The organism is Ningiella ruwaisensis (genome assembly GCF_004798935.1).
Lineage (GTDB): Bacteria > Pseudomonadota > Gammaproteobacteria > Enterobacterales > Alteromonadaceae > Glaciecola > Glaciecola ruwaisensis.
Window position 1 is genome coordinate 162,945 of the sequence record NZ_RAHT01000005.1, and the last position, 22,394, is coordinate 185,338.

At 41.5% G+C, this 22,394-nt stretch carries 19 protein-coding genes; 10 read left to right on the plus strand and 9 right to left on the minus strand.

Annotated elements, in window-relative coordinates; translation table 11 throughout:
• The first annotated feature begins 114 nt into the window (after positions 1-114).
• From eno to D6V41_RS11720, 3 genes are all read left to right on the plus strand, one after another.
• Entirely contained in the window at positions 115-1,407 is a 1,293-nt protein-coding gene (eno, locus tag D6V41_RS11710; RefSeq protein WP_136251707.1) for a phosphopyruvate hydratase, read from the plus strand.
• A gap of 167 nt (positions 1,408-1,574) precedes the next feature.
• Positions 1,575-2,204 carry a hypothetical protein gene (locus D6V41_RS11715; protein ID WP_136251708.1) on the plus strand — a complete coding sequence of 210 codons (630 nt, stop codon included), beginning with the start codon at positions 1,575-1,577 and terminating at the stop codon, positions 2,202-2,204.
• 362 nt (positions 2,205-2,566) lie between these two features.
• Positions 2,567-4,312: an ABC transporter transmembrane domain-containing protein gene (locus D6V41_RS11720; protein WP_136251709.1), complete on the plus strand. Its 1,746-nt coding sequence runs from the start codon at positions 2,567-2,569 to the stop codon at positions 4,310-4,312.
• Between the two features lie 219 nt (positions 4,313-4,531).
• Here the strand turns inward: D6V41_RS11720 and D6V41_RS11725 are convergent, their stop codons facing one another.
• The 6 genes from D6V41_RS11725 to D6V41_RS11750 form a co-directional block, all read right to left on the minus strand.
• The gene (locus tag D6V41_RS11725) at positions 4,532-5,551 is read right to left on the minus strand and encodes an NAD-dependent epimerase (RefSeq protein ID WP_136251710.1); all 1,020 of its coding nucleotides are present in this window, start codon (positions 5,549-5,551) and stop codon (positions 4,532-4,534) included.
• 40 nt (positions 5,552-5,591) lie between these two features.
• On the minus strand, positions 5,592-6,752 hold the full coding sequence (locus D6V41_RS11730; protein WP_136251711.1) for a nucleotidyltransferase family protein: 1,161 nt from the start codon (positions 6,750-6,752) through the stop codon (positions 5,592-5,594).
• Positions 6,736-7,617 (minus strand): HprK-related kinase A, encoded by an 882-nt coding sequence (locus D6V41_RS11735; protein WP_136251712.1) that lies wholly within the window; start codon positions 7,615-7,617, stop codon positions 6,736-6,738. The genes D6V41_RS11730 and D6V41_RS11735 overlap by 17 nt, the downstream gene beginning before the upstream one ends.
• 5 nt (positions 7,618-7,622) lie before the next feature.
• Entirely contained in the window at positions 7,623-7,862 is a 240-nt protein-coding gene (locus tag D6V41_RS11740; RefSeq protein ID WP_136251713.1) for a hypothetical protein, read from the minus strand.
• A gap of 26 nt (positions 7,863-7,888) precedes the next feature.
• Complete coding sequence (locus D6V41_RS11745; RefSeq protein WP_421907807.1) at positions 7,889-8,512, minus strand: hypothetical protein; 624 nt, start codon at positions 8,510-8,512, stop codon at positions 7,889-7,891.
• 113 nt (positions 8,513-8,625) lie between these two features.
• Positions 8,626-9,417, minus strand: a complete 792-nt coding sequence (locus tag D6V41_RS11750; protein WP_136251715.1) for a S1 family peptidase — start codon at positions 9,415-9,417, stop codon at positions 8,626-8,628.
• Between the two features lie 633 nt (positions 9,418-10,050).
• Here D6V41_RS11750 and D6V41_RS11755 point away from each other — a divergent pair.
• The 4 genes from D6V41_RS11755 to D6V41_RS11770 all read left to right on the plus strand — a co-directional run bounded on the left by D6V41_RS11755 (position 10,051) and on the right by D6V41_RS11770 (position 15,594).
• A complete protein-coding gene (locus D6V41_RS11755; RefSeq protein ID WP_136251716.1) occupies positions 10,051-10,977 on the plus strand; it encodes a PEP-CTERM/exosortase system-associated acyltransferase in 927 nt (308 codons plus the stop codon).
• A gap of 98 nt (positions 10,978-11,075) precedes the next feature.
• Positions 11,076-11,927: a ThiF family adenylyltransferase gene (locus tag D6V41_RS11760; RefSeq protein WP_136251717.1), complete on the plus strand. Its 852-nt coding sequence runs from the start codon at positions 11,076-11,078 to the stop codon at positions 11,925-11,927.
• A gap of 236 nt (positions 11,928-12,163) precedes the next feature.
• Positions 12,164-12,943 (plus strand): flocculation-associated PEP-CTERM protein PepA, encoded by a 780-nt coding sequence (gene pepA / locus D6V41_RS11765; RefSeq protein ID WP_168711018.1) that lies wholly within the window; start codon positions 12,164-12,166, stop codon positions 12,941-12,943.
• 86 nt (positions 12,944-13,029) lie between these two features.
• A complete protein-coding gene (locus D6V41_RS11770; RefSeq protein ID WP_168711019.1) occupies positions 13,030-15,594 on the plus strand; it encodes a tetratricopeptide repeat protein in 2,565 nt (854 codons plus the stop codon).
• An 8-nt stretch (positions 15,595-15,602) separates the two neighbouring features.
• Here D6V41_RS11770 and D6V41_RS11775 read toward each other — a convergent pair whose 3' ends face one another.
• Complete coding sequence (locus tag D6V41_RS11775; protein ID WP_338324261.1) at positions 15,603-16,073, minus strand: acyltransferase; 471 nt, start codon at positions 16,071-16,073, stop codon at positions 15,603-15,605.
• A 384-nt stretch (positions 16,074-16,457) separates the two neighbouring features.
• Here D6V41_RS11775 and D6V41_RS11780 point away from each other — a divergent pair, with 384 nt between their 5' ends.
• The 3 genes from D6V41_RS11780 to D6V41_RS11790 are packed head-to-tail and all read left to right on the plus strand — an operon-like array spanning position 16,458 to position 20,451.
• Positions 16,458-17,447, plus strand: a complete 990-nt coding sequence (locus D6V41_RS11780; RefSeq protein ID WP_241664530.1) for a polysaccharide deacetylase family protein — start codon at positions 16,458-16,460, stop codon at positions 17,445-17,447.
• Positions 17,448-17,449: 2 nt separating this feature from the next.
• Entirely contained in the window at positions 17,450-19,273 is a 1,824-nt protein-coding gene (locus tag D6V41_RS11785; RefSeq protein ID WP_136251721.1) for a carbamoyltransferase family protein, read from the plus strand.
• 5 nt (positions 19,274-19,278) lie between these two features.
• Positions 19,279-20,451 carry a GNAT family N-acetyltransferase gene (locus tag D6V41_RS11790; protein WP_136251722.1) on the plus strand — a complete coding sequence of 391 codons (1,173 nt, stop codon included), beginning with the start codon at positions 19,279-19,281 and terminating at the stop codon, positions 20,449-20,451.
• Positions 20,452-20,458: 7 nt separating this feature from the next.
• Here the strand turns inward: D6V41_RS11790 and D6V41_RS11795 are convergent, their stop codons facing one another.
• A complete protein-coding gene (locus D6V41_RS11795; RefSeq protein WP_136251723.1) occupies positions 20,459-21,643 on the minus strand; it encodes an acyltransferase family protein in 1,185 nt (394 codons plus the stop codon).
• Complete coding sequence (locus D6V41_RS11800; RefSeq protein ID WP_136251724.1) at positions 21,621-22,343, minus strand: GDSL-type esterase/lipase family protein; 723 nt, start codon at positions 22,341-22,343, stop codon at positions 21,621-21,623. Before D6V41_RS11800 ends, D6V41_RS11795 begins: the two co-directional genes overlap by 23 nt.
• Positions 22,344-22,394: the final 51 nt, after the last annotated feature.

The following is a 22,394-nucleotide window of genomic DNA, read 5'->3' on the forward strand; positions in this document are numbered from 1 at the left end:
AACGCATGAGAATCATCGATTAGCATTGCTTGTATTTAACGTTCTAAGGTTTGAGCGAAATACATCAATGCCCCTGAATTCAAACAATATATTGAACAAGAGGAAGAGGAAAGAATGGCCAAGATAAGCCGAATTGTTGGACGCGAAATTTTAGATTCACGCGGAAACCCCACGGTAGAAGCCGATGTATATTTGGAATGCGGAGCAATGGGCCGCGCTGCTGCACCGTCAGGTGCATCAACTGGCTCTCGAGAGGCCTTGGAACTTCGTGATGGCGATAAATCTCGTTACTTGGGTAAAGGCGTACTAAAAGCCGTTGGCGCAATTAACGATAAGATTGCAAACGCCTTGATTGGACAAGAAGCCAACGAACAAGCCAAAATCGATCAAATTATGATTGATTTAGACGGCACCGAGAATAAAGAAAATTTAGGTGCTAACGCCATTTTAGCGGTTTCACTTGCTGTTGCTAAAGCGCAGGCTATCAGCGCGGGCAAGCCGCTTTATGCACATATTGCTGATCTTAACGGTACATCGGGACAATACTCCATGCCCGTGCCAATGATGAATATTATCAATGGTGGCGAGCATGCTGATAATAATGTTGATATTCAAGAGTTTATGGTGCAACCCGTAGGCGCTAAAAGCTTTAAAGAAGCGCTGCGTATGGGGGCTGAAATTTTCCATGCGTTGAAAAAGGTACTATCTGCAAAAGGTCTAAATACTGCAGTGGGTGATGAAGGTGGATTTGCACCTAATCTTACCTCAAATGCTGAAGCTCTGGCCGTTATTGTAGAAGCGGTTGAAAATGCAGGCTATAAAATGAATGAGGACATTACACTTGCGCTCGATTGCGCTGCCTCTGAATTTTATAAAAATGGTAAATACGTACTCGGCGGAGAAGGAAAATCATTTGATTCTGAAGGTTTCAGTGATTACCTGGCCGACCTTACCAAGCAATATCCCATTGTTTCTATTGAAGATGGCCTTGACGAATCCGACTGGGACGGCTGGGCATATCTAACCAAAATTTTGGGCGACAAAGCACAGCTTGTGGGTGATGATTTGTTTGTTACAAATACCAAAATCCTCAAGCGCGGCATCGACAACGGCGTGGGCAACTCCATTTTGATCAAGTTTAATCAAATTGGCTCTCTTACTGAAACCTTAAATGCTATAAAGATGGCAAAAGATGCCGGCTTTACTGCGGTCATTTCTCATCGTTCTGGTGAAACTGAAGATGCAACCATTGCAGATTTAGCCGTAGGTACTGCAGCAGGGCAAATCAAAACCGGCTCTCTCTGCCGCTCTGATCGTGTTGCCAAGTATAATCAGTTGCTTAGAATTGAAGGCGAACTAGGTGATGCGGTTGCATACAAGGGTCGAAGTGAGATAAAAGGCCAATAAAGCACCTTACGCGTTTAAAAACATGTAAAAGCTTAGCCGCTTTGCTTATAATCCCGAGCAAAGCGGCTTTTTACTTTTACGGTTTAAATCCGATTTATCGCCAACATCTATTATCAGTGACTTTTTTATAGCGAAAGAAGGCGTCTCAAGCGGCAAGCGAACACAAAATGGCATTGGAATTTAAAGATCAAACAGATATTTTTCATTTGGCTGCAAAATACCCGAATTTTGCAGAGCTAAGTAATGCCCTTTATGAACGTGAACTGCAAAACCTGGCCAATTCGAATATTTCAGATCCCGCCTTGCTCAAACGAAAGATCAAAGGCTTAAGCCATCATGTGAAAAACGCAGCAATGCATTTACTCGAAGGCAATGCGCCTATAGATGTAGATGTACACAACGGCTCCTGGCAAGCAAAACAGGCAGGCAAATGCCCTATTGCCACGCAATCGACTGACAAAACAATCAAATGGTTTAGCGAAAATGCTCGATACGGCGCAGTAGTCGCGGTCTACGTCGAGCATCTCGGCGAGGAACATATTGAGCTTGACAGCATCGACATGATGGCTTCAGACAGATTACATCTAAACAAATTTGGCTGGTTTTCTAAAACCGGCGAATATTTTGAAATTGTCCCCAAGCAAACTCGCTATTTACTGCTCAAACCAAGCAAAGCGATTTTTGTTGCTGCCTGTTCAGGCCACAGATGGATGCCAAAAGGCAAAGCTATGCCTCGCGCGCTTAGTTTACGTGAACTTTTGCTTTCTACCGATATCGATTGGAAAACATTTAAATAACCCCATATTGAATGTGTTACAGCATCACGTATACCAGAGTAATTCTTAGCAAAATGCGAGAGGGCCTTTGCTCAAACACAATAGGGAAGATGAACAAAGCTATCCATCAAAATAAAGTGTCGAAAAACATGGATGTTTTTCGTCAAGCGCCTCATGGACGAGCTTGCAGCGTCTTTATTTTGATGGATAGCTTTGTTTGTCTTTAATTCATTGTTCGGGCAAAGGCCTTCTCGCATTTTGCTAAAGACTTTCTCTGGCAACGTCGGTTAATATCAACACAGGGAGCAAAAAGCATCAACTCTTCAAGGTCAAATGAAAAGAAAAAGCGAAGCAAGACTAAAAACAAATATAGCTCCTCGCATATTTTGCAATGGCTTTTTACACATTTAAAGCCCTATAAATGGCAAGTCATAGGCGCCTTAAGCGCTTTGGGAGTAAGTTCCCTAACCTGGCTTTTGCTCGGCCAGGGCATCAAGTATGTTATTGATCAAGGATTTGTTGCCGGAAATGAAGCTATCCTGACTCAGGCTATGTGGGTAGTGTTTGCCGTGGTCTTTATCGGAAGCATTGCCACGTACGTGCGATTTTATTTGATGGTATGGTTAGGCGAAAGAGTTAGCGCCGATATCCGAAAATCCTTGTTCAATCACCTGGTGCTTTTATCTCCCGGTTTTTACGCGCAATCGCGAACAGGAGAAATCATCTCCCGCTTTACCAGCGATACAACATTACTTCAAACGGTTGTGGGTACAGGCGTGTCAATGGCACTGCGTTCAAGTGTTATGTTTATAGGAGCATTGATTTTGATGGGTTTTACCAGCCTCAAGCTTACGCTATTTGTTTTTGTGGCAGTGCCGTTCATACTCGCACCTATAAGATTGCTTGGCGCGCGCGTGAGGCGATACTCAAAACAAAGCCAGGATAAAGTGGCGGATATTGGCGGCATTGTGGATGAAAGCCTTCACGAAATACATATATTGCAAGCTTTTAATCACGAAGAGCGTTCTAAATTGCAGTTTGCAGAGAAGATAGACGCGGTGATGCAAGCGGCAAGTAAACGTATACACTACAGAGCTTTACTCATTTCAGCGGTTATGTTGATCAGTTTAAGCGCAATTTTCTTTGTCGGATATTTAGGCGCAATGGCGGTAATTGAGGGAAGTATCAGTCACGGACAGTTAGTGGCATTTGTGTTTTATGCCGTATTGGCTGGCGGTGCGATTGCCACGATAAGTGAGGTGATTGGAGAGCTACAAAAAGCCGCCGGTGCAAGCGAGCGCATACTGGACTTACTTTCTCAAAAATCAGATATTTTGGATATCTCAAGTGACAATGCGCCCCACACATCATCACAAGTTGTAGAAAGCGCAGAACAAAGTAAACAGAACCCTATCGTGTCAGTTGAGAAAATCGAATTTGCCTACGACAGCGCCCCTGTTATCAAAGGCTTAAGTTTTAAGGTATATGCGGGAGAAAAGGTCGCTATTGTTGGTCATAGTGGCGCTGGAAAATCCACACTCTTCGACTTATTGATGCGCTTTTATGATGTTCAAAAAGGCAGCATTCACATTAACGGGGAAGCGCATTCATCTCTACCCTTAAGGGTTTTGCGCGAACATTTTGCCTTGGTATCACAAGACCCTGTCATATTTGCAACTGATGTGTTTGAAAACATCGCCTTTGCCAATCCGCATGCATCCATGCTTGAGGTCGAGCAGGCCGCTAAAATGGCTCATGCTCATGAATTTATCGAGCAGCTCCCCCAAGCATATCAAACGAACCTTGGTGAACGAGGCGTAAAGCTTTCTGGCGGACAAAAACAGCGCATTGCAATAGCGCGCGCTATTCTGGCAAACCGACCCATTTTGTTACTCGATGAAGCTACAAGCGCCTTGGATGCAGCCAGTGAAAAACTGGTAAAACAAGCTATTGATGAATTGATGCAGGAAAAAACAACTTTAATTATCGCGCATCGCCTTTCTACAGTGCTAAATGCCGATAAAATTATCGTGCTTGAAAGCGGACAATGCATTGCGCAAGGCACGCATAAAGAACTTTACAACTCAAATGCGACCTACAAACAGTTTGTGGATTTGCAATTATCTTAAAGATAAGTCGCACCCAGGCAACATCGCTTTTTCGCACTCAGCGATAGCCGGACAGGGGACAGGATAGCAATGGCGCTTTTCGCCATCCATGGCCGCTCGACCAAAGGCATCCATGCCTTTGGACGCATTGCTATCCTGTCCCCTGTCCGACTATTACTTCCGTGCTCAAAGCGATGTTACCTGAGTGCGACTTTCGAATGAGGCATTTTCTCAGGCGTTTTAAGCTTCTTTATAAAATGCTTGATACCAGGAAACGAACTTATTAATGCCATCTTCCAAGCTTGTGCTTGGTCTATATCCAACGTCTTTCGCCAAAGACTCAACGTCAGCGTAGGTGGCCTCAACATCCCCTGGCTGCATGGGTAGCATGTTTTTCTCGGCTGTTTTACCAAGCGCTTTTTCAATAGTCTCAATAAAGGTTAATAAATGAACGGGCGTTTGCGCGCCGATATTATATACCCGCCATGGTGCTTTACTGCTGCTCGGATCTGGCGCTTTTCCATCCCAGTCAGGGTTTGGCTGTGCGGTATGCATGGTGGATTGAATTACTCCCTCCACAATGTCATCGATGTAGGTGAAGTCCCGTCTATGATTGCCATAATTATAAACATCGATTGCCTTACCTTCGCTGATTGCTTTGGTAAATTTAAAAGGCGCCATGTCAGGTCGGCCCCACGGCCCATACACAGTAAAGAAGCGAAGGCCGGTAGTAGGAAGGCCATAAAGATGACTATAGGTATGGGCCATTAACTCATTGGCCTTTTTGCTTGCCGCGTAGAGAGAAACGGGATGATCGACGTTATCATCCGTAGAGAATGGCATTTTCTCATTGGCACCGTATACAGAGCTGCTTGACGCATAGCATAAATGCTCAACCTGATTGTGTCGGCACCCTTCCAGAATATTCATAAAACCAAGAATATTGGCATCAATGTAGGCATGCGGATTTTCTATTGAATAACGCACCCCAGCCTGCGCAGCCAAATGAATGACCTTATCAAAGCTTTCTTCTTTGAACAGCGATTCCATGGCATCTCTATCGGCAATATCCATTTTAATAAATCGAAATAAATGCGCCTTCGTTTGACCGGCAATCCAGTCGAGTCGTGCGTCCTTTAAGTTTGTATCATAGTAATCATTAATATTGTCGATACCCACAACTTCAAGGTCTTGTTCAATCAACTTAACCGCCGTGTGAGCACCAATAAAACCAGCTGCGCCTGTCACTAGAACTTTCACGTATATTCCTCTTATCCTGTTTGTTGAAACGAAAAACCTGCTAAGGCGTTTTGGCTTTTCCGCTTTTTCCCTGCGCCTGCCCACCCTGCAAGGCTGGCATCTCGTCTTTTGGCGTAAAAATATGCTCACCGAATACCGATTCAAGTATACCGCGACACGACTTCACTGTCAGATGATAAATAAGAATATGAAGTGGCATTTTTAAAAAGTGCCCCCTCATCATCGCCAATGTATGTTTTAAGGGAGTATGTGATTGTTCTATAAGGTCGTGCTGCGGGAGCAACACTGAAGAAAATATCCAATCATTTACAGACTGTTTAATATTCGTTTGTGATTGTGCCAAAGCCAGCGCTTTTGCAGGAAGGGGCAAGCAAAGCAATTGATGAACATAACGTAACGCAAGCGCGAGTTCTTTCTTAAAGCCGATTTCACTGGCAATGTAAATTGCTTGTTCAAAAAAATCATCCGGCTGATTCTCCATCATTAAATACAAATCAGTAAGATCTCTAAAACTTGCGCGATAGTCCTCATTGCGGAATAGATGAATCGCTGCATGAACCAGTTGAGCAGGCGCGTTCAATACAAAAATATTTGGCGCAATTTCTTCTTTATATTGAGTCAGTAATTGAATATTGGGGGAAGCTTTAGATATAACGGGTACAATGTTGTGGTGCACATCAATTACAGTTCCCGTTTGACCATGCGCCATAGGCGGGATTTCATGCGCCCACTTACGATAGTAGTTGTCATCATAGTCATTGACCGCCTGACTTATCCAACCGGCAATGGCCAAACGCTGCTCACAGTTTGTCAGGTCACCTTTAGGCACAAGCAAGTCAATGTCGCTGTATATGCGCCCCTCGCCAATAGATGCACCGCACATGGTATATGCTGTACCTTTCAAAAATATGACATATTCAGCACTGGATTTAAGCGTTTTTATGAGATTTTCCACCTCTGTAAATACTTGCTCTTTTTGACGGAGCGCCACTTGCATCGCATTATTGAGATGCCGCTGCGCTCTTTCATCAAGCTTCTCAAGTACTCCAGCTTGCTCAAAGCGATAACAATATCGACCTAGTACCCGTTGCTCCCGTAAAACAATGATTGCCTTAGACAAACGAGATGGCGAGTAATCCAAAACACTTTCTGGCCTTAAAAACAGCGTTACAAGATCGCTTACACTAAGACGAGCGTTCAATGATGTCCTCCCGTAAAAAAGCTTCGACCTCTTCTAAATCGCTGTAATGTATTTCAAAACTCTGAATAGTTTCAATCAACTGCGTAAGTGTTGTAAAACTGGAGTTTCCTAGCACTCTAAAGTTGAAGGTGTTCTGAGCCAGTTGCATAAATGCATCGGCCATATCTAGCTGATAAATTGCCAGTTCAGCATTCGGCCGATACTGCGGAAAAACAACACCAACAATTTTAGCCGGCACCTGATTTTGCTTAAAAGCGCTAGAGTTTGGCGCCATGTGAATTACATCGCCTTTATGCGTATCTCTTGCAATGCTTGAAAACTTCGCCCCGCTAAACCAGTTTTTTGCCAGTTGTATGGATTGATTTTTCAAACAAATTGGACGAACAAAAGGAATAACCTGATTGGTTTGCGGCAATATCATGGCCATCTCATCTGAAAGCAAGCGCCATCCATTGTTAGCCAGAAACGCGGTTAAGGTACTTTTACCCGACCCCGGTGGGGCCGGAAATAATATTGCTTTCCCGTCTTTTTCCAAAACTCCGCTATGCACAATACAATACTGAAGTTCATGAGATGCAATGGTCCAGTTCATTCCCCACTCGAGCATGGCAAACGCTTGGTTTAGCCTTAAGGGCTTAAAAGGCTCCCTGCTATCACAAAAAAAGCGTGCTTGAGGTTTGTAAAAATGTCTGACACCGCTGCTTTTAACAATTGACAGGTAATAATCAACGAATTGCTCATCATCGACGCGTTCTTTAAAGCGTTCTCCATACATAAGCCTGGCGTTTTCAAGCACCAATTCAATGTCAGTTTGGATTTGAAAAACAAAGGGAGATAAAAATAATTGAAAAGACCGCTTTTTCACTGTTCTCAACTACTACGTGCAGGCGATGGACTGGCTTCGATTATTCCCTTTTCACTCAAATCATTCAACACGTGATGTAACTCTGCATGCTCGGCACAGGCTTTACCGCTATCAAGCAATAACGATTCAAACTGAGTTAATGTTATTCGAAGTGTGATGATTTCTGTTGTAAATGGGTTATAGATGCTGAGACCGCTTTGATCAGAAAAGGGATGCAGTTGCATCCCTTTTTTTAATGTAAACATCAACTAAAGGCTCTAAAAATTGAGAGCTAAATCGAGAGACGGCTGACCGTTCCGTAACTGTGGAGGTCCGATAACTCCCTAGCAACATCGTGTGGAGATGCAGATGCCAGCGCGTACATTTTCGACTTAAACTGTTCAATATCTCTAAATGTTGGTCTTGCCTGGCCGTGCATTCCCCTATCACTTACTACTGGAAAAATGATGTTATGACCGTCGTGATACATTGCATTCAACACCGCCGAAACAAGGAGCACATTTATATTCGCAGGGCCGCCATGAATGTAATTTCCATCCCGGTCCTTCCTAAACATCAATTTAAGCTTCGGATTTTTATTCGTACCGATAGTTTTCGAACCGAACATATCTTTAAAAGTTATGTTGTGCCACGAAGTGTCGCTGCTTGTGTGTAACCATTGGTCTGGGTGACGCAAAACCAATGAAGTACCACCCGCAAAATCAGAGCCATGACCAGATGCCACAATTGAATTGGTTAATCCGTTAGTTGCCCAAACCGACTTGGCTGGGATAGATGCGATAAGTGCACCAGCGGCAGTTTTACGCAAGAATTTACGGCGTCCTTCGATTGCCTGCGCGGTAGAAGACTTATCTACTTGCGTTTCTTGAGATTTATTTTGTTCCATTAGTACCACCAAATATTTTAACTAACAACAGCGAATGCAATCTTCACACCACAATGTAAGATTATGATTTTATTATAAAACTCAAAACGAGCATGACAACAGTGATAAAAATACTGACAGCATCATAACTCAAGCCCGTTGTCTTTGGCTAGTTTTCTTAAATGCCTGACCGGTATTGCATAACTAATGCCGCTTGGATTTGAAATAGCAGCTTCTTTACCAGAGCTTACAAACACTTTGTTTATTACAGCAATCACTTCGCCTGTTTCGCGATCAAACACCGGACTTCCACTATTACCAGGGTAAGCAGTCGCATCCAATTGATAAATAAGAAATGGCTTTTTCAGGCGTTTAAGCATTTCCATGGTTAATTCATTGGCATTACGGGCAGGATTAACGTCTGGCGCAATCGCTGCGACAATTCCTTGATGAGTTGCAGGGAACAGCCCTAATAGTGCGCCGAGTGGGAAGCCTGTGAAAAAGATATCGCTACCTTCATCAACATAGGCATCTGATGCCAATTTAAGCGCGGGCAAAGCTTGCTCACTTTTCAAAAGCGCTAAGTCATGGACCGGATCAAATGCCAATAACTCAAGTTTCGCTACTTTATATTGCTCACCCTTACCTACCATCGCTACATAATTTTGAACAATATCAAGTTTCAATTCTTTAGAGACCACATGATAATTGGTCACCACATAATGGCCATCACCAACGACAAATCCGGTTCCCATTAAGGTCGGATTTTTGTTTTCAAGGGGCGTGTAAAGACCTATACCAACGATACCTGGTTGCACTTCTTTTAATAATTGCGATAGTTTTGGGTATGCATTCGAGATGCTTGTTATCGCTAACAAAGCAATCATTGCACTAATGCTACTAACTAAACGTGATATTTTAAAATCAATCTTCATCAAACATAGTATCCATTCTTAAGGTATGAAAATAGGTGATGTGACTCCCTGTGCGACCAACAAGCACCACCTCATGGTACGTACAGCCTAATATTTAATCAAGTTTTATAATATCAAAAGAATACTCGAGCAAATTAAAAAAGTTGCAAATTTCACACGCATAAATGAAAACATTTAATTTGTTTAAAATGATTTCAACTCCGATATTGCCTTGTTTTGTTCACCAAAAGAAAAATTAAACATCGAAAAGACATGATTTAAATCAACTAACCTGAAATTTTCGTATTTTTTTCCATACTAAATTGCCGAGTCTTTAGGCATTTTTGAGCATTGAAACTTAAAATAAATAGCTGATTTTACTCTATCTTTACAGTTTCAATTTCAAGATTCAGCACTTTAATTTATACTTAGGTAGTGTATTTACACTGAAAAAAAGCACTTTACTTTCATATACTTCGATGTAGTATCGTAGAGAATTGAGAAGATAAACCTGTTGCTTTTCGGCAACAGTCCCATAGTGATATTGTCACATTTCAAACTTCCCATTCAAAATTATACCTTTTAAACCGTTCCCATACGCTAAATGGATTTGCCCTGGGTATACTAAAATTCCGAGATAGCCGGAGACGTACCATGTTATTAGAAACATCTTATCATTCAGCGCAATCATCACTGTCGCATCAAGCAGACAGCGATACAATGGAAAGGATGTCGGCGAACATAGCGGGAAGCTTAGACAAAACCGTTCAAGAAAAATTGGAAAAAGCTGAACGGGCAGCCAGATTAAAAGCGAAGCGCCAGCGCATTGAGCGACTGCGACAGCACGAAAACCATATGAAGCAAGAAGCTCAATGGGCATTTGAACATTTCACAAAACACTTTACTGCTGTTAGAGCGCAAACTGCAGAACAATTACAAAGCGCTTACAGAATTCGACACGAAGTGTTTTGTGAAGAAATCAAAATATTTGAAGGCAATGCGGCAAGATTAGAGTGTGACACTTACGATGCGTACGCGGAGCAGTGTCTTATACAACACCGACGTTCACTAGACTATTCAGGTTGTGTTCGCCTGATAATGCCTGAAAAACCGGATCAAATTCTTCCGATTGAAAAGCAAGGCTTAGACTACATCGAAGATAAATCAGCTTTGCCAAGTAACTTTGACCGCAATGAAATTGCCGAAGTGTCGCGTATTCTTATACCCAAGGTGTTTAGAAAGCGCAGATTAGATAAGGCTGCATGTGCCGAAAGCACTGGAATCAACGTTGAGCTGTATGATGAAAACGACGTGCGCTGCTTCCCATTTATCGCTGTTGGTTTATATATGGCTTGCACCGCTATGTTCAAAAATAGAGGTCGAAAACATATTTACTTCATGGCAGATCCTCGCTTGGGTAAAAGTATGCAAGTTGTCGGTCTAACAATGAAACAAATAGGACCTGAATTTGAGTATGTTGGCAGAAGAGTTCCTTACTACATTGATTTTGAGGACTTCTTGAAAAATCTTAAGCCTTCATTTAAGTTTATGTTAAATGACTTTCTTAAAACGATTAACTAACTGACATTTGAGTGGTTAATTTATATCAAATGCTTCCGTTAATAAATTGCCGAATGAGTCGATAAAGGACTATCGGCAATTTATTTTTAGGAGATGCGATGTTTGACTACGACAAAGCTTTTTCTCGCAACATTGGTTGGGTAACCAAGCAAGAGCAACAAACTATTAAGAATACCAAAATCGCGATAGGTGGTTTGGGTGGCGCCGGCGGTGAACATGCCCTTGCCCTTGCGAGAATGGGTTTCGAAAATTTTCACTTATCAGACTTTGACGAGTTTGAAGTGCATAACTTTAATCGTCAGGCTGGCGCGTTCATGTCAACGGTTGACAAGCCAAAATGCAATGTAATGGCGAGCATGATACGCGACATCAACCCAAATGCTAAAATCACAGAGTTCCCGGATGGTTTGAACGAATCAAACATCGATGCGTTTTTCGATGGTGTTTCAGTTTATGTTGACGGCATTGATTTTTTCGCACTAAAAGCAAGAAAGCTGGTCTATCAGGCAGCCCAGGATCGCGGTATTCCGAATTTATTGGCAGCTCCCCTCGGCTTTGGCGTATCGTTAATATGTTTTACCAAAGATTCGATGAAGTTTGATGAATATTATCGCTTTAGTGAGAGCAAAACCGAAGAAGAATCTTTCATTAAACTATTGATTGGCCTTTCGCCAGCATTACTACATACAAAATATTTAGCTGACCCAAGTGCTGCGAATTTTAAAGAGCAACGCGGCCCTTCTACGCCAATGGCGATAAAGCTATGCTCTGGGTTACTTTGTTCTAATGTAGTAAAACTAGTATTGGGAAGAGGTAAAGTGGTGACAGCTCCTCGCGTGTTGCAATTTGATGCTTACAGGGATAAATTTGTAACTTCATGGTGTCCATTTGGGAATGCAGGCCCCATTCAAAAAATCAAGTTTGCAGTTGCTAAAAAAACAGTATCGTAAATAGAATCGTAGCTTTAAACGAGAGTTACTCGAGATTTTAAAAAGCACTGACAGAAACGAATATCGGCACGTTTTTCATCTCACCCAGAGACTAAAAAAGGTGTCGATATTTTTAACACATTTGAAAACACCACATATCAAATCAACATTTATCGCATAAAAATCAATACTTTGAAAAGTTGGCATTGTGCGTGCTTAGGTACTTTGAAAGCAACGAAACCATAAAGGAAATGAAAATGTTGAAACAAATTAAAAAAGCGACCTTAGCCGCTTCACTAGTGGTAGCGTCCATGGCAGCCTCTGCTACCACAGGTCTTCCGTTTACCTTCGACGCATCAAGCATCGGCTCGAATGTAAATACAGGGTTAACTCAGTTTACTGGTCCTTATAATGAAGTAATTATGGTTAATCCAGACTCTTCATTCGACGCTACTGTACTTTTAGACTTCACGTCTTTCAGACGCGGTAGTGACATTGCCCGCGGAACTGGTTTAGCAAGCGACTACGGCATGTATGCGATCATCAATATCAACGGTCAATTACTTGAAGGCGGTCCTGATTTTAAAACGGGTAATTGGAACGGTAGCATCGACTTGTGGATTGACCGAAACTTCGATACTGATTCAAACTTGGCATCAAGTTTGGTTGGTTTAAATAACGTAGTATTCGGTGCTGGGCAAACTGCAGACGACGATATTCTGTTTAGCTCCACAATTGGTTCAGGTCAGTCTAACGGTGATGTTGATTCTGCTTCTTTCAGCTTGGGCTCTGACGATGTAGGTCTAACTGCAGTAGGTTCAACATTCTTCACTGCTCCTGATCCTTTTTACAACATGCTAATATCGTTTGGTAACTTGGAAGACTTCTTTGCGCAAGTCGACTTCACAAACTTCACTGAATTACAAGATTTCTCAGGTGAAGCTAACGTTCGCTTTGTTCCAGAGCCTTCAATGATTGGTTTGATCGGTTTAGGTTTGATTGCAATGGGTTTCAGCGCTCGCAGAAATCGAAAATAAATCAGCTTAACAAATATTAAAAAAAGCGACTTATGTCGCTTTTTTTTTATCTGTGAATTATGATTGCGAGAAACATAGGAGGTTTCATGCTCAATTACCAGAAGGTATTTTTACTAACATCGTTTACACTTTTTCTCTTCGCTTGTGGAAACAATTTATCCGAAAAAGAAATTTTATCTGAATCTTTAATAGCTTCAGAAGAAGGACAATATAACAAAGCTGAGATACTTCTAAAGAATTTCTTAACAGAAAACAGCGAATCTGATGAAGCCAGGAGGCTTCTTTCTGACATTCTTGCAAGTCAAGGAAAGTATCAGGAAGCTGAGCATCAATATCTAAAAACTACAGGTTCATATTCAACAACTTCTTCAGAAAAGCGAATGGAAACGCTTTATATGCTAGGCCAAATGGAGGATTTGATCACCTTTTGGGAAAGCTTGGATAGCAAAGAGAAAAATACAGGTCAGCATGCTCAGTTTATTTATTCTCTTGTAAAATCAAGACTGGAAGGCGACTTAAAGTATTTAAGTCAATTTGAGAAACAAGAGAGCACTCCTCCAGTTTTATCAAGCCTGTTCGATGCCACACAGAGCTTTTCTGAAAACCAAGAAGAACCAGAGTACATAGACGATTTATTAAAGATTGTTGAAGCATACAATGAAGCAAAACAGGATTGGCTTTTCACTCATATTACTGCAAATATGCTATTTACCAATCAACAATTTAAAAAGGCATCAGATTATTTTAAGAATCTTATTAGCCTGCGTCCGAAATTTAGTCGACTTAAATTATCGCTTGCGTCTGCACTTGTTGAGGCTAAGCTGTGGAGCGAAGCTGAAATAACCGTTGATGAGATTTTAGCGCAATCTAAAAACCAGGCGATCGCTAACCAACTCAAATCACTTATCCTGCTAAATAAAAACGATGTTCAAAATGCTAAGGTATATATCGAAAGAGCAATAAGTGCAGGATTTACCAGTAAAGCTAACTACTTAATTGCAGGATCAATTAACTTTCAGTTGAACAACTATGAACAAAGTATTTCGCAGCTTGAGCGTGGTTTATCTGGCATAAATCAACGCACGCCATATCACGATCTTCTTATTTACCTCAGAGCACAGGCCAATAGTGCTGACGTAGAAATTGCCGCGATTGAAAAGAATAAAATTAGATCTTTAAACGACATAGAGTTTGTTTCGAGAGTACTAGGAGGCTTAAACGTAGCTGGTCAACAAGATGAAATCAGCAAATTATTAGTTAACGCTAAATTAGACGACCAAGCTTCTGATATTGCTAAAGTAGAGTTTTATTTAATCAAGCCTCCCATTGAAGAACAGGAAATCGAATCTAATATATCGGCTAGTAGAGCAATTTTGCAGGAAAGCATGAAAAATCCTGAATTGTATTCAAATCAACAAATCATGTTGGTTAAAAGTAATATCGTAAATAGTTATCTTGCAGAGGATAAATATCAAGCTGCAGAGGAAGAAGTTACGTCTTGGATTGATAATGAGCCGTCCAATATTCAGAATAAATTTTACTTGGCTGAAATTTATAACTTGCAAGGCCGTTTTACAGATAGCATTTCATTGCTGGAACCTTTAACTGCTGACTTTAATAATTACGTTGGCTCTCAATTACTTTCCTATGCATATCTTCAATTAAAAGAATACGCTAAAGCCAAAAGTGTGGTGATTAACGAGTTAGCAGAGTCGCCTTATAACTTGGATATGCTCAAGCAACTCGTTGCGCTTGAGAAAAGAACAAATGAGAACTTAAGTGAACGTGTGCGGGGAATATATTCCAATCCCACCTCAAGTGTTGCTGATGCTCTTTCACTGTCGCTCTACTTCAGTATGCACGAGAGGTTTTCAGCCGCCATTGAAGTTTTAACCAAGTTAAATGAGCAAGCCAGAAAGACGCCCGCGTTTTACTATACGCTCGCTGAGACCTATATTCGAAACAATCAGAACGATAAAGCGGTAAAAGTACTGGAGCAAGTGTCTGGCTTGAATAATCTTAAAGTTGACGAAGCCCTCAATTTATCTCAAACATTTGAAAAACTAAATTTAACTGAAGCGAACATTAAGTTTTTGGAACAGTTTGGTGCCAATAATCCATATAATAACCAAGTTCACCTTCAACTTGCCAAGGCTTACTTTGCAGATGGCAACTATATGAAAACAATCGAAAAAGTTGATGAACTGACAGTAAATTCCCAAGCTGGCACAATATTGAAGGCAAAATCTCTCCTCAATATTGGTGATATCAATAAAGCGGAACCCCTGTTTAAACGAGCATTCCAACGCTCTCCATCAGAAGTAACAGTTGTGGAATATGCTCAATTCTTGGTGCAAACGAACAGAACAAAAGAGGCGCTAACCATACTACGAGATTTTAATGAATCAAACGGCATGCCGCTTAATTCTACTTTACTGCTAGCCACGTTGGTAGACGCTAGGGCCTCTGTTAGGCTTTACGAACGAGTGTTGCAATTATCGCCTAACAATATTGTTGCGTTAAATAATCTGGCGCTAGCACTGCACGAGCTAAATCAAACCCAGCGCGCGCGCGAATACGCGAGTAAAGCAGCGTCTATTTCACCAAACAACTCGGTTGTGCAAGAAACTTTAGCAACTGTGAATCAGTAGAAACTTATTTAACGACATTTAACAACTTTAGCCGGATTGCCTGCAACAATGCTTTTTGCAGGCACATCTGATGTCACAACGCTTCCTGCTGCGACAATGCTTTTGTCGCCAACGTTCGCCATAATAAGCGCGCCGTTTCCAATCCAGCAATCCTTTCCAATCCTAATAAGAGAAAAGGCGCCTCCCTGTTCTCGTATTGGTGTGTTCAAATCTTCAAAATTATGTTGCTGCTTGCCGCTCATAATATGCACACCGCTTCCAAGCAAGGTATCGTTCCCAATTTCACATTTACCAATGTTGCACTGTGGGCCTATATACACCCCTGAACCAATAGAAGTATCCGTCTGGGATAAAATTGTGCCGAAAGAAATAAGCGCATGCGCATCGCAATGTCGCAATGCTAATCGGTAAAACGCGGCGCGCAGGTATGCACCAACTTTTCCCGGAAAAAGGCTTAAAAATTGACTATGCGCCGACAACGACGCATCTGCAGTCCCCAAAACTTTGAAGATGATAAAGCTTAAAAAAAATGGAAGTATCAATAAGATACAAAACCAATGAGCTAAAAATTTCGCACTTCTTTTAATTACAGCCAAGTTCATTTATCGCATCGTTTTGTTTATTTAAAAAGTCAGAGCTATAGTAACCTCAACTTGGGATAAGCGATAGTGCAAACATTTGTTTTAACACTGCATTCATTAGCTTATCACCAAGTGGTGATAAAAACGTGAAGCACTAGGCGCAGAAGCGACGTAATAGCCTATTGCAAGTAAGTTGATTTATACTGCGCTGTGCATTAGATTAACACCTTCGCGACAAGTGCAGAAAAAGAGCACAGCAAGGGCATAAAGAGGACGCTTTATATGCATCGAATGCATCAGGGATCAGCATTGCATCAGAATCAATTGGAACAACCATTACTGATTGTTGTTGTCGATACTGAAGAAGAATTTGATTGGACAGCCCCACCAGATCGAAACGAAACCGGCGTTTCACATATGCAACATGTGCATTTGACTCACGATATCTGTGTTGAATATGGTCTGTCACCCTGCTATGTCGTTGACTATCCTATCGCATCTAAACCAGATGCTTATCAAATACTTCAAGACTTCAAAAATAAATCTCAATGTGAAATAGGAGCGCATCTCCACCCTTGGGTGACTCCACCTATGATAGAAGAGCTGTCGGTGGCCAACATGTATCCGGGCAATTTACCCGAAGACATTGAGTACAAAAAGCTAGCGAGTTTAGTCAGCAAAATACAGGAAAACTTTTCAGACGCACCAACCAGCTATAAGGCAGGAAGATACGGCTTTGGTCCGCACACTTTAAAAACCATCGAAAAGCTTGGGTTTACCGTGGATTTATCGTATTGCCCACCCATCAATCATAGCGCAGATGGCGGGCCAGATTATAGCCGCTGTAACTCAAATCTCTTTCGGTTTGATAACAGTCATATATTAGGTATACCTATTACTGGTGCATTTACTGGCATGCTTGGTAAGCAGGCACCGAGTATTTTCGAATTGAGCCAAAAGTTCGAGGCAGTCAAACTACCGGGAATTCTTTCTCGCTTAAATATATTGGATCGACTTATACTCTCACCTGAAGGTTACACAAGCGACGAACACATAAAGTTAACAAACTTTTTATATAATCAGGGTCAGCGCGTTTTCACCTGGAGCTTTCATAGCCCAACGGTCGTTCCGGGTCACACGGAGTATGTACAAAGCAAACAAGACCAACACGTTTACCTCGACAAGTTTAAACGTTTTTTTGATTTCTTTTTTAATACACTTAATGGGCGTGCAGCAACGCCAGCTCAAATATACAAAATGATGGAGAAGTAACAATGATTGTTATGGGAATTTCCCCTTTAGATAAAGACGCAACAGTTTCAATCGTCAAGGATGGCGAAATATTATTTGCAGCTGGCGAAGAGCGATTTTCAAGAAATAAACAGCAAGATGGATTTCCGTATCTCGCTGTAGAGCAGGCCCTTGAGTATACTGGATTAAGTGTAAAAGATATTGACAAAGTTGCTTACGCCTTTTTAGAGGCTGATAAAGAAAAAGAAATTTTCACTAAAAACCTCGAAAACGAAAAGCAGTTTATTGAGCAGTTTGATGCGCCAGATGTTGGCCAAATGATCAAAGAAGCGAAAACCAAAGTGCCCAAGCGTAAAGATGCTATCCATGGTTTAAAAGACCCGAACGAGAAAATGGATAAAAGCATCTTACATAAAACCTTTTACAATGTTGCTGGCAAAAGTGGCTCGCTCTCAACTAAAGCGGCCTTAGACGGTTCACAAGAATGGGCAAAAGTCGCGGAAGAAGGTCATAAAGCGTATCAAAAGCAATTGTTAGAGGGGCTTGAAAAACTGGGCCTTAAAGACAAGCTTGTTCGCTTGGACCATCATATGACACATGCTGCGAATGCGTACTTGACTAGCGGCTTTGATCGCGCACTTTGCATTACCCTCGATGGATATGGAACCGGTTTAGCAGGTTCTGTAAGCATCGCTGAGGGAGGTAAAATCAAGCGCGTACACGGTGTGAAATATCCAAGCTCGCTTGGCACGATGTATGAACATGTCACCTCTAGCTTGGGTTTTAAACCAAGTAGACACGAAGGAAAAATTGTGGGACTAGCCAGCTATGGTGATCCCGATATATTAACGCCACTGTTGCTAAGTCGCATTCATCAAGAGAATGGAGACTTCAAAATTTATCAGGCTAACAATATTTATCTGTCTCGTTTACTAGCATCTGAATTTCCGAAGATTGACGTTGCCGCAGCCTATCAAAAGGTACTCGAACTTGTTGCGAAAGACTTTGTTGAATACTGGGTGAATAAAACCGGTATTGATAAAGTCGTGCTTTCCGGTGGTGTAACCGCTAACGTAAAACTGAATCAACGTATTTTTGAAGTCGATGGCGTAAACGAGATTTACGTCTATCCAAACATGGGCGATGGTGGGTGTGGAACAGGCGCAGCGCTTTATCTAAGTTCAAAAGGCGTCCGACCCAGCATTGAAAATGCTTATTGCGGACCTGACTTTAGCGCTGATCAAATGAAAAAAGCCCTGGACGATGCAAACCTAAGTTACAGTGAGCCGGAAAACTATGCCCAACAGGTCGCTCAGCTGATTCACGACGGGAATGTTGTGGCTCGATTTGATGGAAGAATGGAATATGGTCCCAGAGCTTTAGGAAACCGTTCAATCATGTATCACGGAAGAGAGCCAGAAGTGAACCAGTGGTTAAATAAACGATTAGGTCGCACTGAATTTATGCCTTTTGCACCTGTAACATTATTTGAACACAGAGAAGCCTGCTATAACAATATCAAAGGTGCCGAGCACGCAGCCGAATTTATGACAATTACTTTTGACTGTACCGATAAGATGAAAAACGACTGCCCAGCGGCTGTTCACATTGATGGCACCGCACGGCCACAATTGATCAAACGGGAAGTTAATCAAGGCTATTACGATATCCTGTTTGAATATCACAAAATCAGTGGCATCCCGAGTTTAATTAACACAAGCTTTAATATGCATGAAGAACCCATTGTGTGCTCACCAGAAGATGCCGTTAGAGCCTTTTTACAAGGTAAACTCGATTACTTGGCGATGGGCCCATTTTTGGTTGAACACCCTGAGAGAAACGCATAATAAGAATGCCGAATTCGTCTGCAAGGGTTAATCAGATTGATGCAATGCATGCCAACGCAAAAAATGTCAAGGTCGATATCATTAACGATATTGATCTTGCTGAGTTAGAAGCGCAGTGGCAACAACTGCAAGAAGCATCCTCGCATCGATTTTTTTTGTCTTGGCACTGGATTAAAGCATGGCTTGAAACCTGCGCCACAAAACCCTTTCTTTTGCGAGCCAAAGAAGCTGAACAAACCATTGGCCTGGCGCTTTGTTGTGAGCGTCAAATAAGGCGCAATGGTTTTGTTATAAACAGATGTATCGTTCACGAAACCGGTGTTGCGAATAATGACCAACAATGGATTGAGTTTAACGATCTCTTATTACATAAGGCCTTTGAAGAGACTGCCAGAGCCGCAATGCTCACTTATTTAAAAGCTCAAAAAAACTGGGACGAACTTGCTATAGGCGTCGCAGATAGCGGTACAATAACCAACTTTGCAAAAGCGCTTCAACTGCCTATTTACACAACCTGGAAAACGCGAGCGCACCATATTAATCTTGCCAGCTTAAGAGAGTCCAACTCAGACTATCTATCATCGCTTTCCAAAAATGCGCGAGCGCAAATAAGACGAAGCTTAAAGGCCTATCAGCAACTCGGTGAAGTAACCATTAAGCATGCCACCTGCGAAGAACAAGCGCTTGAATTTCTGGATGAAATTGCTCCTATCCACATACAGCGTTGGGGAAGCGGTTATCAAGAAAGCGGCTTTGCCAATCCGACGTTTGTTGATTTTCATAAACAACTTATTAGAAATAGTTTTAAGCAAGGTGTTGTCGATATTATTCGCATCGATGTTGGCGAGGCGCCCATCGCATACTTGTATAACTTTATTTATCAATCGCGGGTTTATTTCTATTTAAGCGCACTTAAGTTTGAAAGTGACAATAAACTTAAACCTGGCCTTCTTTCTCATGCTTTATGCATACAAGAGTATATGGATAAAGGCTTGGATCTTTATGACTTTATGGGAGGTGGTGAATCATATAAAGATAGATTGGCAAATCATCATGATGAGTTTTATCGGGTTGCCTTTCAGCAACCACGCCTAACCCTTAAACTAGAACGCTTTTTAAGAAAAACAAGAAATTATATTCAAAATCGCAAGCCAGCTGAATTCAGGCTGCCTCGATAAACACGCGCTAGTTTCTTTCAACAAGGTGTCCCTTGTAGCTTGCCAGTCTTTTTCCCAAAGAGATGCCGGGTTTTTCTATTAACTTATATGAATAATGCGAAATTAGAAGTGTGGTCGGCAAAACAATCAGAAAAATAATCTCAGGATGCGTCAAAAGCCCCAGTAAATTCCATTCTAAACACACAATTACGAGCGCGCCTAGTACAAGATTGTGGTAGAGATACAAACTATAAGACACCTCTCCTAACCAATAAAATGGACGTACCAGCCAATGGGTTTTAGGTAAGTCAGATGAAATGAATAAAATACTGACAACGCACATTAAGCCGAAGATACCGGTATATCCATATGGGTTGGAAATAATTGGCAAATCGCCAAAATCAATATACGACAGTTGAGTTAGCGAACATAAAAAAGCGGAACACAGCGCCAGTAGCATCGCAAGTGCTGTAGGTAGACGAAAATTAATTTTTGAATAAATGTGAGCGGCCAGAACACCAAAGCAGAATGTGTAAGCCAGAAAAAAGACCAGATTAGATGAAAAATCAACAAAATTAAATTTTTGCAAAATGTAGCAAACGATGGCAATAAGTACGGGCCCTGCCATTCCAACTAATTTTATACTAAGGATAATAAGCGGAAATAGTAAATAGTACTGAAACTCTATTGGCAAGCTCCAGTAAGCGTTGTTAAAAATGCCGCTAGGCCCGGTAATATTAAAAGTAAGCGTTACATATGAAATAAATGTCGAAAGATCCCAACTTGCAAGAAACTGCTGTTCAATCCAGTTACCATTGGCAAATTGATAAAAATGGCTAAATAAAGGCATAAAGGCGATATATGCCAGCAGTGAGACAAAAAAAGCAGGCCAAATTCTAAAAACGCGTTTGATATAAAAACTGGGAGTGGCTTTAAGCGATACTTTGGCGTTGCTGAAATAAAGGGTTGCACCGCTTAACGCAAAAAATACCATTACGCCAAAGGTCCCTAAATCAAAGAAATTGATAAGTCCAATATCCTGACCCGTTATCTGCCCACTGTAATTAGCGCTGGCATACTTTCCTTCAGATGTTCTGATGCTGTGAGAGATAACGACCAAAGTGGCCGCAATGCCTCTTAACCAGGTAAGTTGAACTAAGTACTGGCGCTTATCCATATACTGCTGAGAACTATTCACTTGAGATTTCAGCATTTAATAATGCTGCCATAACCGTATAACCTTTCGTGCTTATGTGTAGGCCGTCCCCTCTGTCATAAGCCGGTTTTAAAAAACCGTCCGAAGTAGTAAAGTGATTGTGTAAGTCTATATACCTCACATTATCGTTCTGCTGCGCAATTTTCACTAGCTGGTCATTGTATAAAAGTATTTGCGCTTTCAGGGGCTTTTTTGTTTCTCGTTCCTGGCTGACGGGTAAAGCCGATATCAAGTATACGTCGGTATCAGGCGGTAGCTGTTTGATGATCTTATTTACATTTGCACTTATTTCCTCGGCACTTATCCCTGCGTTCAAATCGTTGATTCCAATTAATACGGCGACATTTTTCCAGGTGCTCTTCGAGTCAAAAGTGTCAATCGCATTGAGCATACGAGCGCTTGTATTGTTCCCTATTCCAAAATTAACGAATGGCGTATTTAGATTCAGAGTATTTAAACTTTGAACCAGACTATCCCCTAAAAAAATCGACTGATTATCAGGCATCTGTGCATCTTGAAAGCGCTGAAATGTGTAAAGGGAATTAACATAGTATTCAACTCTTTCGTTTACTTGCTGATACCCCAGAATTTTTGCAACGCTATCATGCACTTTTGCAGCAGCAGATGGTTTCAGCAGGATTAATAGTATAATTACATGAAGACTAATGACATAAGCCCAAATCCATTTTTTTTGCATTCTGATTTTCTCTTCTATCTATCGCTTTTCTCACTGGCTTTTAGCGCACTG

What these genes read in the sequence shown, in the direction of transcription:
- eno (WP_136251707.1), top strand. Translation starts at nt 115, where the DNA reads ATGGCCAAGATAAGCCGAATTGTTGGACGCGAAATTTTAGATTCACGC.
- D6V41_RS11715 (WP_136251708.1), top strand. Translation starts at nt 1,575, where the DNA reads ATGGCATTGGAATTTAAAGATCAAACAGATATTTTTCATTTGGCTGCA.
- D6V41_RS11740 (WP_136251713.1), bottom strand. Translation starts at nt 7,862, where the DNA reads ATGTTTACATTAAAAAAAGGGATGCAACTGCATCCCTTTTCTGATCAA.
- D6V41_RS11750 (WP_136251715.1), bottom strand. Translation starts at nt 9,417, where the DNA reads ATGAAGATTGATTTTAAAATATCACGTTTAGTTAGTAGCATTAGTGCA.
- D6V41_RS11755 (WP_136251716.1), top strand. Translation starts at nt 10,051, where the DNA reads ATGTTATTAGAAACATCTTATCATTCAGCGCAATCATCACTGTCGCAT.
- D6V41_RS11760 (WP_136251717.1), top strand. Translation starts at nt 11,076, where the DNA reads ATGTTTGACTACGACAAAGCTTTTTCTCGCAACATTGGTTGGGTAACC.
- pepA (WP_168711018.1), top strand. Translation starts at nt 12,164, where the DNA reads ATGTTGAAACAAATTAAAAAAGCGACCTTAGCCGCTTCACTAGTGGTA.
- D6V41_RS11770 (WP_168711019.1), top strand. Translation starts at nt 13,030, where the DNA reads ATGCTCAATTACCAGAAGGTATTTTTACTAACATCGTTTACACTTTTT.
- D6V41_RS11780 (WP_241664530.1), top strand. Translation starts at nt 16,458, where the DNA reads ATGCATCGAATGCATCAGGGATCAGCATTGCATCAGAATCAATTGGAA.
- D6V41_RS11785 (WP_136251721.1), top strand. Translation starts at nt 17,450, where the DNA reads ATGATTGTTATGGGAATTTCCCCTTTAGATAAAGACGCAACAGTTTCA.
- D6V41_RS11790 (WP_136251722.1), top strand. Translation starts at nt 19,279, where the DNA reads ATGCCGAATTCGTCTGCAAGGGTTAATCAGATTGATGCAATGCATGCC.
- D6V41_RS11795 (WP_136251723.1), bottom strand. Translation starts at nt 21,643, where the DNA reads ATGCTGAAATCTCAAGTGAATAGTTCTCAGCAGTATATGGATAAGCGC.
- D6V41_RS11800 (WP_136251724.1), bottom strand. Translation starts at nt 22,343, where the DNA reads ATGCAAAAAAAATGGATTTGGGCTTATGTCATTAGTCTTCATGTAATT.